This is a genomic window from Tabrizicola aquatica (assembly GCF_002900975.1).
Classification (GTDB): domain Bacteria; phylum Pseudomonadota; class Alphaproteobacteria; order Rhodobacterales; family Rhodobacteraceae; genus Tabrizicola; species Tabrizicola aquatica.
Genome location: NZ_PJON01000004.1, coordinates 232,180 through 248,326, shown reverse-complemented (window position 1 = coordinate 248,326; position 16,147 = coordinate 232,180). Strand labels below are relative to the sequence as shown.

General features: G+C 63.9%; 10 protein-coding genes. 5 read left to right on the top strand and 5 right to left on the bottom strand.

Features of this window, described 5'->3' with window-relative positions; genetic code table 11:
• Positions 1 to 12: 12 nt before the first annotated feature.
• The 4 genes from CXR42_RS15670 to xdhA are packed head-to-tail and all read right to left on the bottom strand — an operon-like array spanning position 13 to position 6,290.
• Positions 13 to 1,539, bottom strand: a complete 1,527-nt coding sequence (locus CXR42_RS15670) for an ABC transporter ATP-binding protein (RefSeq protein WP_103258520.1) — start codon at positions 1,537 to 1,539, stop codon at positions 13 to 15.
• Positions 1,536 to 2,474 carry a xanthine dehydrogenase accessory protein XdhC gene (gene xdhC, locus CXR42_RS15665; RefSeq protein WP_103258519.1) on the bottom strand — a complete coding sequence of 313 codons (939 nt, stop codon included), beginning with the start codon at positions 2,472 to 2,474 and terminating at the stop codon, positions 1,536 to 1,538. Before xdhC ends, CXR42_RS15670 begins: the two co-directional genes overlap by 4 nt.
• Positions 2,467 to 4,902 (bottom strand): xanthine dehydrogenase molybdopterin binding subunit, encoded by a 2,436-nt coding sequence (xdhB, locus tag CXR42_RS15660; RefSeq protein ID WP_103258518.1) that lies wholly within the window; start codon positions 4,900 to 4,902, stop codon positions 2,467 to 2,469. The genes xdhC and xdhB overlap by 8 nt, the downstream gene beginning before the upstream one ends.
• On the bottom strand, positions 4,899 to 6,290 hold the full coding sequence (gene xdhA, locus CXR42_RS15655) for a xanthine dehydrogenase small subunit (protein ID WP_103258517.1): 1,392 nt from the start codon (positions 6,288 to 6,290) through the stop codon (positions 4,899 to 4,901). The genes xdhB and xdhA overlap by 4 nt, the downstream gene beginning before the upstream one ends.
• Positions 6,291 to 6,588: 298 nt before the next feature.
• Between xdhA and CXR42_RS15650 the strand changes: the two genes are divergently transcribed.
• The 4 genes from CXR42_RS15650 to CXR42_RS19400 all read left to right on the top strand — a co-directional run bounded on the left by CXR42_RS15650 (position 6,589) and on the right by CXR42_RS19400 (position 14,212).
• Positions 6,589 to 7,128, top strand: coding sequence for a DUF2269 family protein (locus CXR42_RS15650; RefSeq protein ID WP_180996081.1), 540 nt, complete (start codon positions 6,589 to 6,591; stop codon positions 7,126 to 7,128).
• A 41-nt stretch (positions 7,129 to 7,169) separates the two neighbouring features.
• Positions 7,170 to 10,670 (top strand): DNA polymerase III subunit alpha, encoded by a 3,501-nt coding sequence (gene dnaE / locus CXR42_RS15645; protein WP_103258515.1) that lies wholly within the window; start codon positions 7,170 to 7,172, stop codon positions 10,668 to 10,670.
• A gap of 93 nt (positions 10,671 to 10,763) precedes the next feature.
• Positions 10,764 to 11,585 (top strand): ParB/RepB/Spo0J family partition protein, encoded by an 822-nt coding sequence (locus tag CXR42_RS15640; protein ID WP_103258514.1) that lies wholly within the window; start codon positions 10,764 to 10,766, stop codon positions 11,583 to 11,585.
• 173 nt (positions 11,586 to 11,758) lie between these two features.
• Entirely contained in the window at positions 11,759 to 14,212 is a 2,454-nt protein-coding gene (locus tag CXR42_RS19400) for a hypothetical protein (protein WP_146038089.1), read from the top strand.
• A 109-nt stretch (positions 14,213 to 14,321) separates the two neighbouring features.
• Here CXR42_RS19400 and CXR42_RS15635 read toward each other — a convergent pair whose 3' ends face one another.
• Complete coding sequence (locus CXR42_RS15635; RefSeq protein ID WP_103258513.1) at positions 14,322 to 14,519, bottom strand: SlyX family protein; 198 nt, start codon at positions 14,517 to 14,519, stop codon at positions 14,322 to 14,324.
• A gap of 70 nt (positions 14,520 to 14,589) precedes the next feature.
• On the opposite strand from CXR42_RS15635, the gene hisS reads away from it, so the two are divergent.
• Positions 14,590 to 16,062, top strand: coding sequence for a histidine--tRNA ligase (gene hisS, locus CXR42_RS15630; RefSeq protein ID WP_103258512.1), 1,473 nt, complete (start codon positions 14,590 to 14,592; stop codon positions 16,060 to 16,062).
• Positions 16,063 to 16,147: the final 85 nt, after the last annotated feature.

Below are 16,147 nucleotides of genomic sequence, written 5' to 3'. Positions count from 1 at the left end.
GAGTTTTGGCCCCTATGCCACATGATGCGCGACCTCCATGCCGTGGGCGCCGCCCATCATCAGCCCGATCTCGTCCATCGTCAGCCCCTCGGTCGGCCGGGGCTTCGTCAGCCGCCCCTCGTTCAAGACCGCAAAGCTGTCCGCCACTTCCAGCAACTCATCCAGGTCCTGCGAAATCACCACGACCGCCGCGCCTTCCCCTGCCCGGTCCAGGATCGACTGCCGGATCTGCGCCGCCGCCGCCGCATCCACCCCCCAGGTCGGCTGGTTGATGACGATGACCGAAGCCCCCTGCATCAACTCGCGCCCCATCAGGAATTTCTGCAGGTTCCCCCCCGACAGTGCCCGCGCCGCCACATCCGGTCCCGGAGTCCGCACGTCATAAGCCGCGATGATCTCCTCGGCGAACTTGCGCGTGCCCGCCCAGTCCACGAACCCGTTCTTCGTCAGGCCCTTGCGCACCCCCGCCGTCAGAAAGGCATTCTCGACCAGCGACATGTCCGGCGCGGCCGCGTGCCCATACCGGTCCTCCGGCGCCGCCACCAGCCCCGCGCGCCGCCGCTCCACTGGCCCCAGATCACCGACCGGCTGGCTCAGGATACGCACTTTGTCCGGCGCCGACTTCAACTCGCCCGACAGGGCCAGCAACAGCTCATCCTGGCCGTTCCCCGCAACCCCGGCGATCCCAAGAACCTCGCCCTTCGCCACGGTGAAGCTGACCCCTTTCAACGCGGTCCCGAATGGAATGGGTGAGGCTACCGACAGGTCCGACACCCCCAGCGCCACCTCTCCCTTGGCGCCCAACCGCCGCTCCGGCGTCTTAAGCGCCTGGCCAACCATCAACTCCGCCATCTCCCGCGCCGTCCGGTCGCGCGGGGTGCAGGTCGCCACGACCTTGCCCCGCCGCAGGATCGTCGCCTCGTCGCAAAGCGATTTGATCTCCTCCAGCTTGTGGGAAATATACAGGATCGCCGTCCCTTCGCTGGACAACTGCCGCAGCGTCTTGAACAGGATCTCCACCTCCTGCGGCGTCAGCACGCTGGTGGGTTCATCCATGATCAGCAGCTTCGGGTCCTGCAGCAGACACCGGATGATCTCCACCCGCTGCCGCTCGCCCGCCGACAGGTCCCCCACCATCCGCGACGGGTCCAGCGGCAGCCCATACTCCTCCGACACCGCCCGGATCTTCGCCGCCAGCTCCCGCATCGGCGGCGGGTTCTCCATCCCCAACGCCACGTTCTCCGCCACGTTCAGCGCCTCGAACAGGCTGAAGTGCTGGAACACCATCGCCACGCCCAGCCGCCGCGCCTCCGCGGGCTTGCCCGGCTGATAGGGCACCCCCCGCAAAGTCATCTGACCCGAGTCAGGCCGCACCAGACCATAGATCATCTTGACCATGGTCGACTTCCCCGCCCCGTTCTCACCAAGCAGGGCATGGATCTCCCCCTCGCCAATCGAAAACGAAACATCCGAGTTCGCCACCACCCCCGGATAGGCTTTGGTGATCCCCTCCACGCGCAGCAATTCCGGTCGCGTCATGCCCGCATCTCCCTTGCCGCCGTCTTGGGCGCTTTCAACATCTCCGCCACCACCCCAATCGCAATCGCCTGCGGATGCTTGCCCAAGGTCGGATCGCCAATCGGACACCGGATCCGCGCCACGTCCTGCGCCCCATGCCCCAGCGCCTTCAGCCGGGACCGGAAGCGCCCCCACTTCGTCGCCGACCCGATCAGCCCGCAGGACCGAAAGCCCCGCAGCAACAACCGATGGCACAGCTCCAGGTCCAGCGCATGGGAATAGGTCAGCACCAAATGCTCCGCCCCCACCGGCGCATGATCCGCCAGAACCGCCGGATCGCTGGCAGGGACCACGGTCACCCCCTCTGGCACGCCGTCCGGAAAACGCTCAACCCCAACATCCACCCAGGTCACCGCAATCCCCGGCAGGGGGGCCAGCACGGACACCAAGGCCCGCCCCACATGCCCTGCTCCCCAGACCCAAACCTGCCGCTTCGCCTCCATGACCGGCTCCACCAGCCACCCCGCCACCAGCCCGGGCGATGGCCGCACCCCTTGCCCCCGCGCCGCCGCCAGCACCCGCTTCACCGCCAAAGGCATGTCTCCCACACCCCGAGCCACAACCCCCGCCACAGCCTCCGGCACCGCCTCGAACACCTCGGTCCAAAGCGTCACCGCCCCCCCACAGCACTGGCCAAGGCTGGGCCCCAGAGAAACTCGCTCGATCCAAGGCGCACCAGTCGTGCCGACGATGCCCTCCGCCAACATCAACCGCGCCTTCGCCGCCGCCTCGAACTCCAGCGCCCCGCCGCCAATCGTCCCCGACTGCCCGTCCGCAAAGACCAGCATCGACGCCCCGACCTCACGAGGAGAAGACCCCTCCACCCCCGCAATCACCACCCGCGCCACTCGCCCGTGCGCCTGCAAAGCCGCCGCCAATCCCGAAAGGTCAAACATGGCCTTCCACCCGCCGAACCGCCATCAGCACCCGCTCTGCCGTCGCAGGCGCATCCAGCGCGGGATACACAGTCCCATCCCCACAAGCCGCCACCGCATCCGACAGCGCATACAGCGCCGAAATGCCCAGCATGAACGGCGGCTCGCCCACCGCCTTCGATTTGCCGACCGAGTCCTCCCGGTTTGCCTTCCCCCACAAAGCCACCCGGAAATCCCGGGGCCGGTCCGAACAGGCCGGGATCTTGTAGGTACTCGGCGCATGCGTCGAAAGCCGACCCTTCGCGTCCCAAACCAGCTCCTCCGTCGTCAGCCACCCGGCCCCCTGAACGTAAGCCCCCTCGACCTGGCCAATATCCAAAGCCGGGTTCAGCGACGTCCCCGTGTCGTGCAGCAGATCCGCCCGCAAAATCCGGTTCTCCCCGGTCAAACGGTCGATCACCACCTCGGTCACCGCCGCGCCATAGGCGAAATAATAGAACGGCCGCCCGACCCCCTTCACCCGGTCCCAGATGATCTTCGGCGTCGCGTAATAGCCCGTGGACGACAGGCTCACACGCGCCTGATAGGCCCAGGCCACCACCCGCGCCCAGTCGTAGACCTCACCCGCCACCCGCACCGTCCCGTCCACGAACCGCACCGCCGCAGGCTCCACCTGATGCTTCTCGGCAATGAACTCCGCCAACCGCCCGCGAATGGTCTCCGCTGCCGCCTTCGCCGCCATCCCGTTCAGGTCCGACCCCGACGAGGCCGCCGTGGCCGAGGTATTCGGCACCTTCCCCGTATCCGTCGCCGTGATCTTCACCACCGAGGTATCCACCCCGAACACCGACGCCGTGACCTGCGCGACCTTCTGGAACAGCCCCTGTCCCATCTCGGTCCCGCCATGGTTCAGCGCGATCGACCCGTCCTGATACACATGCACCAGCGCCCCCGCCTGGTTCAGCCAGGTCAGCGTGAACGAAATCCCGAACTTCACCGGCGTCAGCGCGATCCCCCGCTTCAGCACCGGACTGCGAGAATTCCACTCCGCAATCTCCGCCTTCCGCGCCCGATAGTCCGAGGTCCGCTCCAGCTCCGCCACAAGCTCATGCCCGATGAAATCCTCCACCGGCATATGATACGGCGTCGTCTGCACCCGCCCGTCCGTCGGCACCTCATGCGACCCCACCGGAACCGCAGCGCCGCGCGAGGAAAGGTCAACTTCCCCATCCTTCGCGCCCTTCGACATTTTCTGTCCGGAAATATCCTCGGGGGGTCCGGGGGGCGAAGCGCCCCCGGGGCTGGCCATCCCGCGATAGAAGTTGGCCTTGCGCACCTCCAGCGGCTCGCGGCCGACCACGAACGCCACGTGATCGAGAACCCGCTCGATCCCCACCATCCCCTGAGGGCCCCCGAACCCGCGATAGGCCGTCGCGCTGCAGGTGTTGGTTTTCAGCCGGTGCGATTCAATCCGCACATGCTGCAGGTGATAGCAGTTGTCCGCATGCAGCATCGCCCGGTCCGCCACCGGCAGGCTCAAATCCTGCGACCAGCCGCAGCGGAACAGATGCGTGAACTCCAGCCCCAGGATACGCCCCTGATCATCCACCCCGGCCCGGTACAGGATCCGCAGATCATGCCGCTTCCCCGTGATGACCATGTCGTCATCCCGGTCATAGCGCATCCGGCACGGCCGCCCGGTCAGACGCGCCGCCACCGCACAGGCAATCGCCAGCGCGTTCCCCTGCGACTCCTTGCCCCCAAACCCGCCGCCCATCCGGCGCACTTCGACACGCACCGAACTCATCGGCAGATGCAAGGCATGGGCCACCTTGTGCTGCACCTCGGTCGGATGCTGGGTCGAGGAGTGGACAACCATATCCCCCCCCTCCTGCGGCAGCGCCGCCGCGACCTGCCCCTCAAGATAGAAGTGCTCCTGCCCCCCCACCTCGAACGACCCTTCAACCACGCGCGGAGCCGCCGCGATGGCCCGAGAAGCATCCCCCTTCGCCCAGACCACCGGCCCCTGCTCGAACCGGCTGTTCGCCGCCAGCGCGTCATCGACGGTCAACAGCGCCGGCAACTCGCGATAGGAAACCTTCCCCAACCGCGCCGCCTTCCGCGCTGCCAGATGGCTGTCGGCAATGACCAGAAACACCGGCTGGCCGACGTAGTGGACCTTCCCCACGGCCAGCAACGGCTCGTCCGCTGCCGAGGGCGAGCAATCCGGCATGTCCGGGAAGTCCGCCGCCGACAGCACCGCCACCACGCCCGGCGCGGCCTTCACGGCGGAAAGGTCGATCCCGATGATCTCGCCATGCGCCACGCTGGACAACCCGAACGCCAGATGCAGCGCATTGGCCGGGAACGACAGATCGTCGATATACCGCGCCTGCCCGGTCACATGCAGCGGTGCTGCATCATGCGGAAGGGGTTTGCCCATGCTCATGGCGACACCTCCAGCACCGAGACGGGCACGCCGTTCAGATCATGGAAATACCGCCGCAGCAGGTTCTGCGCCGTCAGCATCCGATACCCGGCACTCGCCCGCATATCCGACAAGGGCGCGAAATCCCCCGCCATCGCCTCTGCCGCCCCGTCCACCGTGGCCTCGGTCCACTCTTGCCCAACCAAAGCCGCCTCAGCCAAGGACGCCCGTTTCGGCACCCCCGCCATCCCGCCAAAGGCGATCCGGGCCGCGCGCACGACGCCCCCCTCAGCCGTCACGTTGAAACACCCGCAGACCGCACTGATGTCCTGATCGAACCGCTTGGAAATCTTGTAGCAGCGCAGGGCAGGGGCGAACTCCGGGAACGATACCCCGGCCACGAACTCCCCCGGCTTCCGGTCCTGCTTGCGATACTCCAGAAAGAAATCTTCCAGCGGCAGCGACCGCATCTCGTCCCCGCGCCGCAGATGCAACGTCGCGCCCAAGGCGATCAGCGCCGGCGGCCCGTCCCCGATGGGAGAGCCATTCGCGATGTTCCCCCCGATCGTCGCCGCATTCCGCACCTGTACCGACGCGTACCGCCGCAGAAGCTCGCCGAACGACGGCAAGCGTTCCGCCACCGCATCCCGCAGGGCCGAGATCGTCACACAGGCCCCGACATGCAACTGCCCGCCCTGCACCTCGATCCCCTTCAGATCATCGACGCCGCCCAGGAATGCCACCGGCCGCAACTCGCGCAGCTGCTTCGTGACCCAAAGCCCCACATCCGTCGCGCCCGCCACCAGAACCGCGTCGGGGTTGGCCACATACCACTCTGCCAGTTCATCACTGTCGCGCGGGCTGAAAGCGCCGGGGGCCGTCTGCCCCCGGACCCCCGAGGATATTTGGGGAAGAGAAAGCTGATCAGCGTGCATCCACTCCGGCACCGCCTCCGACGCCGCCGCTTCCGCCGCCCGGATGATCGGAGCATAGCCCGTGCAGCGGCACAGGTTTCCCGCCAACTGGTCGTCGTGATCCCGCGCCCCGTTCAGATGCGCCACCGCCATGCTGACCACGAAACCGGGCGTGCAGAACCCGCACTGCGACCCATGATGCGCCACCATCGCCGCCTGAACCGGGTGCATCTGACCCTCCGGCCCCGACACACCCTCGACCGTCCGCACCGCCTTGCCGTGCAGTTGGGCCAAGAACAGGATGCAGGCGTTCAGCGCCTTCGAGCCCTCGGCATCGGTGACCATCACCGTGCAGGCCCCGCAGTCGCCCTCGTTGCAGCCTTCCTTGGTCCCGGTCAGCCCGCGCGCCTCGCGCAGCCAGTCCAGAAGGGTCCGCGTCGGGGCTTCCCCCTCGATGCGAACCGGCGTTCCGTTCAACAGAAACGCTACAGTCATACGTCTGTCCGCCGCCTTCTCCCCGGTTGGAGCATTCTGCGGGATCGCCCGATGCGGCGTAAAACGATCCTCGCGCCCCTTGTTCTGGTTATCATTCCATCAAGAAGGCCCCGCCGATTCAAGGCAAGAACAAACTTGTCGGCAAAATGCGAAGCTGTTTGCAGCTTTTGCCGAAAATTGCGCCACCCGAACCGCCCCGCTCAGGCTGACGTTAAGGTAAGGCAATCCCTACTCGTCCATGCAAAGGCGCGCATATATACGCGCCGCACTGTTAGCATACACACAAATGGATTTTCCCATGGACTTCGCAACCATTCTCAAATTCGCTCACGTTCTCGCCGCCGTCCTGTGGGTCGGCGGCGGTTTTGCCACCATCCTCGCAGGCATCGTGCTGGCCGGCCGCTCCACCGCCCAGACCCAGCTTGCCATCGTGCAGGCCGTCACCCTGCTGGCCCCGCGCCTGTTCATCCCCGCCTCGATCCTGACCCTCGCGACCGGAGTCGCCCTCCTCTTCGTCGCCGGCTGGGGCTGGCAGCCGTTCACGGTCCTCGGGCTGGCGGGCATCCTCTTCACCGCCAGCTTCGGCGCCCTTGTCCTTGGCCCCTCCTGCGAAGGCGCGCTGAAACTCGCCGACACCCACGGGGCCGAGGCCGCGATCCCCTCTCTCCGCCGCGTCCAGCGGTTGGCGATGCTGGACTACTCCGTCCAGTTTGCCATCGTCTTCCTGATGGTGGTCAAACCCTCATGGAGCGACTTTGCCGTATTCGGCGGCATCGGCGGGATCATCGCCCTTGCCGCGCTGGCCGCCCTGCGTCCGATCCCGCGCGCGACCGTCTGACGGCCCTTCACAGCACGCGCCGGGCCGGGTAACCCTTCCCCATGCCCGGCGCAAATCCTCGATTCATCCACCTTCGCACCCATACCGAACACTCGCTTCTCGAAGGCGCGGTGCCGGTGAAGAAACTCGTCGGCCTCTGCACCGCGCAGAACATGCCCGCCGTGGCGGTGACCGATACGAACAACATGTTCGCCGCGCTGGAGTTCTCGGTCACCGCCATGGGGGCAGGGGTCCAGCCCATCGTCGGCTGCCAGGTTTCCATCGCCCACGACCCTGCCCAGCCGGGGGAAAAGCCGCGCCAGCCCGCGCCCATCGTCCTTCTGGCGCAGACCGAACAGGGCTACATGAACCTGATGCGGCTCAACACGCATCTCTACATCGACGGCGCGATGTGCGGGTCCGCCAACCTGCCACAAGTGACCCTCGACGAACTCGCCCGCTACAGTGACGGCCTGATCTGCCTCAGCGGCGGCCCCGATGGCCCGCTGGGCCGCTTCCACGCCACCGGCCAGCAGGCCAAGGCGCGCGCCCTTCTGGAACGTCTGGCATCAATCTACCCGAACCGCCTTTACGTCGAACTCCAGCGCCACCCTGGCCCCGGCGGCGCGCTGGCGGAACAGGAAGCCCTTGCCGAACGCGGCGCCATCGACCTGGCCTATGAACTGAACCTGCCCATCGTCGCCACCAACGACGTCTACTTCCCCAAGACCGAGATGTATGAGGCCCACGACGCCCTCATCTGCATCGCGGAAGGCGCTTACGTTGACCAGCAGCAGCCTCGCCGCCGCCTGACCCCGCAGCACTACTTCAAATCCGAAGCCGAGATGGTCGCCCTCTTCGCCGACCTGCCCGAGGCGCTGGAAAACACGGTCGAGATTGCCAAACGCTGCGCCTACGCCGTCTCCAAACGCAAACCGATCCTGCCGAAATTCGCCGATGACGAGGTGAACGAACTTCGCCGCCAGGCGAACGAGGGGCTACAGGCCCGCCTGAAGGTCATCCCCCATTCCGCCACGCCCGAGGAATACCAGGCCCGCCTGGATTTCGAGCTTGGGATCATCGAAAAGATGGGCTTCCCCGGCTATTTCCTGATCGTGTCGGACTTCATCAAATGGGCCAAGGACCACAACATTCCCGTTGGTCCGGGCCGGGGGTCGGGCGCAGGTTCCCTTGTCGCCTATGCGCTGACGATCACCGACCTTGATCCCCTGCGCTATGCGCTTCTCTTCGAACGCTTCCTGAACCCCGAACGTGTGTCGATGCCCGACTTCGACATCGACTTCTGCATGGACCGCCGGGAAGAGGTGATCAGTTACGTCCAGAACAAGTACGGCCGCGACAAGGTGGCCCAGATCATCACCTTCGGCGCGCTTCTGTCCAAGGCCGCCGTCCGCGACGTGGGCCGCGTGCTGCAACTCTCCTACGGCCAGGTCGACAAGCTGTCGAAGATGATCCCGGTTGAAGGGGTAAAGCCCGTCAGCATCACCAAGGCGCTGGCCGATGAACCCCGCCTGCGCGAGGCGAAGAAGGAAGAGGTTGTCGCCCGCCTTCTCGACTATGCCGAAAAGATCGAGGGTCTTTACCGCAACGCCTCCACCCACGCCGCCGGGGTGGTGATCGGCGACCGGCCTTTGGACCAGTTGGTGCCGCTTTACCGCGACCCCCGGTCCGACATGCCCGCCACCCAGTTCAACATGAAATGGGTCGAAGCCGCAGGCCTGGTAAAGTTCGACTTCCTCGGCCTCAAGACCCTGACCGTGATCCAGAACGCGATGGACCTTCTCGCCCTGCGCGGCATCAGCTTTGACATCAACCTCATCCCGCTGGACGACAAGCCCAGCTACGACCTCTACGCCGCCGCCAAGACCGTGGCGGTTTTCCAGGTCGAAAGCTCGGGCATGATGGACGCGCTGCGGCGCATGAAGCCCACCTGCATCGAGGATATCGTCGCCCTCGTGGCCCTCTATCGCCCCGGCCCGATGGAGAATATCCCGACCTATTGCGAGGTGAAGAACGGTCTCAAGGACCTTGAATCGATCCATCCGACCATCGACCACATCCTCGCCGAGACGCAGGGCATCATCGTCTATCAGGAACAGGTGATGCAGATCGCCCAGGTCATGGCCGGGTATTCGCTTGGCGGCGCCGACCTGTTGCGGCGTGCAATGGGCAAGAAGAACCCCGAGGAAATGGCCCGCGAACGCCCGAAGTTCATCGAAGGCGCGAAGGCCACCCACAACATCCCCGCCGCCAAGGCCGGTGAGGTGTTCGACCTTCTGGAAAAGTTCGCCAACTACGGCTTCAACAAATCCCACGCCGCCGCCTATGCCGTGGTCAGCTACCAGACCGCCTACCTGAAAGCGAACTACCCGGCCGAGTTCATGGCCGCCGTGATGAACTGCGATATCCACCTCACCGACAAGCTGGCGGTCTACAAGCGTGAGGTTGACAAGCTTGGCCTCAAGACCGTGGCCCCTTGCGTCAATGCCTCCCTCGCCACCTTCACCGTCCGCGACGGCGCCATCGTCTATGGCCTCGGCGCGCTGAAGAACGTCGGCGTCGATGCCATGCAACTGATCGTGAACGCCCGCCGCGTCCCCCGGGACGAGGGCACAACGAAAGCCGCCAGGCTGGAGGAGAGCCACGAGGACCGCCCCTTCGCCACCCTCTTCGACTTCGCCCGCCGCGTGGACCTGAAACGCATCGGCAAGCGCCCCCTCGAAATGCTCGCAAGGGCAGGGGCCTTCGACCAACTCGACCCCAACCGCGCCCGCGTGTTCGAGGCGCTCGACCCCCTCGTCGCCTACTCCGCCGCCATCCACGAAGCCGCCGCCTCCTCCCAGGTCTCGCTCTTCGGCAGCGCCGGCGCCGACATCCCGGAACCCCGCCTGCCCTTCCGCGACGACTGGCTCCCGGTCGAACGCCTGGCCCAGGAACACCAGGCCATCGGCTTCTACCTCTCCGGCCACCCCCTCGACGACTACATGTCCGCCCTGCGCAAGAAGGGGGTCGAGACCCTCGCCCAGGTCACCCTCAAAGCCGAACGCGGCCCCTGTATCGCCAAACTGGCGGGCAGCGTGTCGTCAAGACAGGAACGCAAATCCGCCAAGGGCAACCGCTACGCCTTCATCCAGCTCTCCGACCCCACCGGCCTTTACGAAGTCACCTGCTTCTCCGACGTGCTGGAGGCCTCCCGCGACCACCTCGACGCCGGCTCCAACGTCGTCCTGACGGTGAAAGCCGAACTCGAAGGCGAAACCCTCAAGCTCCTCGCCCAAGCCATCACCCCCGTCGACGCCGCCACCGCCACCGCCGGCGCGCAAGACCTCCGCATCCACCTCGCAAGGCCCGAGGCCGCCCTCTCCCTCGCCTCCCTTCTCGCCAAGGTCGAAGGCCGCCAGCGCGCCGCCATCACCCTCTGCGTCACCGACCCCCAAGGCCGCGAGATCGACATCGACCTCCCCGGCCAATACCCCGTCACCCCCCAGATCAAGGGCGCGATCAAGGCCATGCACGGCGTCCTCGCGGTCGAGGAAATCTAGCCCCCCGCAAACTGGCCCCCCCCCGACCCCCGCACGCCCCCCTCACCACTCCCTAACCCAAACCGCGTTCCCTCCCCGCAAAGGAGAACGCCCATGGACCCCCTCCACCACCTCCCCATCCCGGAAATCGCCCCCCACGCCCTCCTCCGCGACCGCACCGCGCTGGACCCCGCCGCCCTCCACCTCCTCCAGCACTCCATCGCGACCGAGGGCCTCCGCACCCCCATCGAGGTCTGGCGCCTCTCCACCCCGAAGCACGGCCACACCTACGGCCTCATCTCCGGCCTCCGCCGCCTCACCGCCTGCCGCGCCCTGGGCCACACGACGATCCCCGCCTTCCTCCGCGCCCCGCAAACCATCGCCCAGGCCCTCGCCTCGATGGTGACCGAAAACGAGATCCGCGAACCCGTCACCCCGTGGGAAAAGGCCACCCTCATCCTGAACGCCATCCATGAGGGCCACTTCGACACCCCCGATACCGCCATCGCCGCCCTCTTCCCCGCCCTCCCCCGCACCACCCGCACCCGCATCCGCAACCATGTGTCCGTGGTCGAAGGCCTCGCCCCCCTCCTCACCGACCCGACCCACCTCACCACCCGCCAACTCGACACCCTCGCCGCAGCACTCCAGTCGGGGCACGAGGATCTCCTCACCGCCACCCTCCACCCCGTCATGGGCCAGGGGAGCGAGACCCAATGGTCCACCCTCCGCCCCGTCCTGCAGGATGTGCTGCGAGAGCCCACCAACCCCACCACCCGCCGCCCACGAAGGCTGTTGAAGCTCCGCCAGGGCCTGACGATCACGCGGGAGCCGACGCCCTCCGGCTGGCTCCTGCGGTTCAGCGGGCCTCAGGCGAGGTCAGGGCTGATCGACGACGTGCTGGACAAGGTGGAGGAGTGGTTTGGGGAGGTGTGAGCATCTGCATATCGGTGGATTGCCGTAATGCTAAACATCTGCGAAGCTATTGCTGCACCTGAATGGTTTATTGAGCGAGCGAAGTTGTGCAGAGAAACAAGAAAATCATCGCGACCGCTCGTCCGCTCAGGGTTGCATATCTTGTAGATCGAGAAATTAGCATTAACGACCAGATGACCGCTATTTCGAGGAGTGCGTTTGGACGTTGGGGTGGTCGACGATCACCGATAATACCAGCGACGCGTGACGGAGTCGAAGAAGTTTACTCCAAATGGCTGGAAGTCTATGATCCAGATGTAGTTTACAGCTACGTTGATCTTACCGACGCAGCCATCCTGGATTTTCATGAACGGTTTACTCCGGGCGACCTTGTTCTGCACTACCTAGCAGGTAGTGCAGAAGACTGGAGGCGGCTGAGGGTCTCCCTGCCACTGGAACCTCTCCACAGCGTTTCCGTGATTCCGATGGTAAAGCGACACCTGCAGAGCCGCATCGATCCGATTGACAAATTATTCATCGTAGATCGCTTCTGGGACAAGTCCCATTCTGAGTTCATTGAAAACAATTTTGGGTTCATATCGGACACTTCTTCGAACGTTCAGATTGGCCGAATTGAGCCGACGCTATTTTCTTGTAAGACGCTTATATCGAAGGCATCCCTTGAAAATCGCTCTTCAGCCAAATCTAGAAATGCAGACTACATCACAAGCGAAACTGAACTTCTGGAGGAGATCGCAAGTAATAGATCGATTCTCTCCGTATCCCTTCTGTCTGACGCATTCGCACACTATGTGAGACCCAAAGATCCTCTTCAGGATCAAGGCGTGACTGTCTTTGTCGGCGACACATTTGATGACAGGGTTTCTGCTTGGAATGTGATATCTAAGTACGACCGCCCGAGAACTGGTGAGATATGCACTATCTATCTTAGCCAGCAGCAGTCCAAGGATGATAATCTCCTTGCCGCAGTCTGGAGGCTTATCGACAACAAAGGTGTTCGAGATCACCAACATGGGCCATACGCGTCAATAGCCTCCTGCTCACTTCCGTTGGATGATCTGAAGGAAATTGCGTCGAGGTTGGTTCCAAAGGATCAACCTTATAAAAGGGTTGCGTGCAGAGTGGTCCCAAGTGGAGCGGCAGTAGTTCCAGACTTCCATGAGAATAGTCACTATTTCACGACTGGAATCTTCAACGAACCTGTCCAGACTTTATCTTGGGAGTATGACGGCAATAGGAGTTCGGTCCCCCTGATTAGACCTTGGCACGTGTCGGAAGGTCAGGGGCCCACATCAGTCTCTGCGGGAAACTGGATGGTGGACTTCACGATTGATCGTGCAGAGGACCATAGCCCCTATGCAAACGTCAATCATCACTGGCATTTGCCTCGTAGGCTGCGGATTGATCGTTTCTTCCACATAGAGCGGACTTGGAGATCCGGGTTTGGACTCTCAAACTTTGTCACTTCAAGAGTAAATTCCAACGGCCAACTCTCCTTGTCACTTTGTTCCAACTTGCAGTCACTCACTCTTGATTGCCCTTCCGATGAGCGCGCAATCCGTGGAGCACTGACGTCTCAGTTTGAGTGGCCGGCACCTAAGCAGGGCGGTCCTACGCGTCGACAGCGGTTTACGGATGTTCGCTATAGCGATAAGGGGCGCTACTTTCTAGGCTTAATACATCAGTTTCAGGGAGTGAACGAAGCTGTGGATGTATTGTTGAACTCATTTTGGAGCAAAGTGTTTCGCGAACTTGGGGCCGATTCTGCTGTAAATGACCCCGCGTTAGTGGAAAGGTTGACTGCGACTTTAAGGAAGAAGTTTGGACAGGGTGACTGGAACATTTCATCTGGTGCAGGTCATGAGGACGTTGCGCGTAAGTCTATTCAGGCAGCGTCCACCATAAGGAGAGGGCGGAGGTTCCTAAAATTCTCTGATCTTCGGCAAAGGTGGCAGGCTACGGTCGAAGCAAATGCTGAAAACTTAGGAGAAATGAAACCCGACCTGGAGGCCGAAATAGTTCGATCAATTTCCTTTCTATGTCAGAGGAAAGTTCTTTTTCAGGGAGTTGATTGGAAATGCTCATATTGTTACCACGATAACTGGACTTCAATCACTTCGCTCGATTCAGTTTTGGGGTGTGAAGTTTGTGGAAGGACCCGCGCTGCTATGGTCGATGGTGAGTGGCATTTTGTTTTGAACAAGGTGTTGACGAATGCATATGGCAGTCATGGAGCGGAGCCAGTGGTTTACGCTTTGGGGTATCTGCTTAAGCAGTGGAATGTGAAAAGCTTCTATTTCGTTCCAGCCATCAAGCTCTGGACAAGTGGATACAGCGAGGACCGGTCCAATGATTGCGAAATTGATCTTCTGGCTATCGTGAATGGTGAGGTTGTTGCTGTGGAGGCGACTACAGCAAGCAGTCTTTCCCCTCAGGAAGTTGGCAAACTTGCGATGTTTGCAGAGAGAGCTCGGCCAGACAAGGTTCTGGTAGTTTGCGGTGCAGCAAGTAAGCGACAATTGGATAGCATACAGTCGTCACTGGAAGCTGCTTTGCCGCTTGGTGTGGATTGTGAGGTAGTTAAACTTTCGAAGACACCGGAGCTCATCCACGGCCTTCCACACTAGCTCCAATCTTTCGGGGCGCGTCTGTTGAACACCTTAACAAACCCCTAACGCCCACGACTAACCCCTTGGAATCCTTTGCGGCCTCCACCCTGTCCTGCGTGGACACCCCTCACCAGTGAGGCGGGCGGACGTTCGCGTCCGGGGATGCTCCCCCCAGGGCCTCCTCCTCCGCTGCCCTCTCCATCAGCAGCCGAACCCGCCGCTCCAGCCCCGCGATCTCGGTCGCCTGCCGGGCCACCACGTCCGACAGGTCCTCCACCGCCCGGATCAGGTGGGCCACCTTCTCTTCCAGATCGACCGAGTTCATGGGACCCCCCGCTTGCCGCCTCTCCCCCCATCCGATACACGGACCCCGATCAAAAGCGAAGGTCCTCCCCATGGCCGACAAGCCCCCCCGCCGCCCCCGCGCCGAGACCCCGAAGGGATTCCGCGACTACTTCGGGGCCGAGGTCACCGAACGGAAGTCCATGCTCGACCGCATCGCCGCCGTCTACCACCGGTACGGGTTCGACCCGCTGGAGACCTCAGCCGTGGAGACCGTCGAGGCCCTCGGCAAGTTCCTCCCCGACGTCGACCGCCCCAACGAGGGCGTCTTCGCCTGGCAGGATGAGGACGCCGACTGGCTGGCCCTGCGGTACGACCTCACCGCCCCCCTCGCGCGCGTCGCCGCCCAGTACCGCAACGACCTCCCCTCCCCCTACCGCCGCTTCGCGATGGGCCCCGTCTGGCGGAACGAGAAGCCGGGTCCGGGTAGGTTCCGCCAGTTCTACCAATGCGACGCCGACACGGTGGGGTCAGCCTCTGTGGCGGCCGACGCCGAAATCTGCGCCATGCTGGCCGACGCCCTGGAAGAGGTGGGCATCCCCCGCGGCGACTACGTGGTGAAGGTGAACAACCGGAAGGTCCTGAACGGCGTGATGGAGGTCGCGGGCCTGTCGGGAGACGACAAGGACGCAAAACGCGGCATCGTCCTGCGGGCCATCGACAAGATCGACCGTCTGGGACCGGAGGGAGTCCGGGCGCTGCTGGGCGCGGGTCGGAAGGATGACAGCGGCGACTTCACCAAGGGAGCCGGTCTCAACTCGGAACAGGCGGAAGTCGTGATGGGCTTCACCACTGCCAAACGCGACACGGGGGCGGAGACGGTCGCCCGGCTGCGGGAACTGGTTGGGGCGTCGGTGATCGGGGCCGAGGGGGTCTCGGAACTTGAAGCCATTGCCGCACTGCTCGAAGCGCAGGGTTACGGCCCCGACCGGATCGTCCTGGACCCAGGGGTCGTCCGCGGCCTTGGTTACTATACCGGGCCGGTCTACGAGGCGGAGTTGACCTTCGAGATCCTGGACGAGAAGGGTCGCAAACGGCAGTTCGGCTCGGTTGCCGGGGGTGGGCGGTATGATGGGCTGGTGAAGCGGTTCACCGGGCAGGATGTGCCGGCGACGGGGGTCTCCATCGGGGTGGACCGGTTGCTTGCAGCTCTGAGGGCCAAGGGGCGCAGCACGGGTGAGACGGCGGGGCCGGTGGTCGTGACCGTCATGGACCGGGACCGGATGGCGGATTACATGGGCATGGTGGGCGAGTTGCGCCAGGCCGGTATCCGGGCCGAGGTTTACCTTGGCAACCCGAAGAACTTCGGCAACCAGCTGAAGTATGCCGACAAGCGCGCCTCGCCGGTGGCGGTGATCCAGGGTGGCAACGAGGCGGCAGCCGGGACGGTGATCCTGAAGGACCTGATCCTGGGCGCCAAGATCGCCGAGAGCGCGACTTTGGAAGAGTGGAAGGACCGGCCCGCGCAGGTCGAGGTGCCCCGATCAGAGCTGGTCGCGGCGGTAAAGCGGATGCTCGGGCGATGAGGCTGGCGTGCCCCCCACTTGCCTTTCCTTCCGACACAAGGGAAGCGACGGCACCGCGTGTCGGGCGATGGTACCAGAGGGCAGT

Excerpts from the sequence above, each read along its gene's own strand:
- CXR42_RS15650 (WP_180996081.1), top strand. The coding sequence starts at position 6,589 with ATGGACTTCGCAACCATTCTCAAATTCGCTCACGTTCTCGCCGCCGTC.
- xdhA (WP_103258517.1), bottom strand. The coding sequence starts at position 6,290 with ATGACTGTAGCGTTTCTGTTGAACGGAACGCCGGTTCGCATCGAGGGG.
- CXR42_RS15635 (WP_103258513.1), bottom strand. The coding sequence starts at position 14,519 with ATGAACTCGGTCGATCTGGAAGAGAAGGTGGCCCACCTGATCCGGGCG.
- CXR42_RS15670 (WP_103258520.1), bottom strand. The coding sequence starts at position 1,539 with ATGACGCGACCGGAATTGCTGCGCGTGGAGGGGATCACCAAAGCCTAT.
- xdhC (WP_103258519.1), bottom strand. The coding sequence starts at position 2,474 with ATGTTTGACCTTTCGGGATTGGCGGCGGCTTTGCAGGCGCACGGGCGA.
- xdhB (WP_103258518.1), bottom strand. The coding sequence starts at position 4,902 with ATGAGCATGGGCAAACCCCTTCCGCATGATGCAGCACCGCTGCATGTG.
- dnaE (WP_103258515.1), top strand. The coding sequence starts at position 7,170 with ATGCCCGGCGCAAATCCTCGATTCATCCACCTTCGCACCCATACCGAA.
- hisS (WP_103258512.1), top strand. The coding sequence starts at position 14,590 with ATGGCCGACAAGCCCCCCCGCCGCCCCCGCGCCGAGACCCCGAAGGGA.
- CXR42_RS15640 (WP_103258514.1), top strand. The coding sequence starts at position 10,764 with ATGGACCCCCTCCACCACCTCCCCATCCCGGAAATCGCCCCCCACGCC.
- CXR42_RS19400 (WP_146038089.1), top strand. The coding sequence starts at position 11,759 with ATGACCGCTATTTCGAGGAGTGCGTTTGGACGTTGGGGTGGTCGACGA.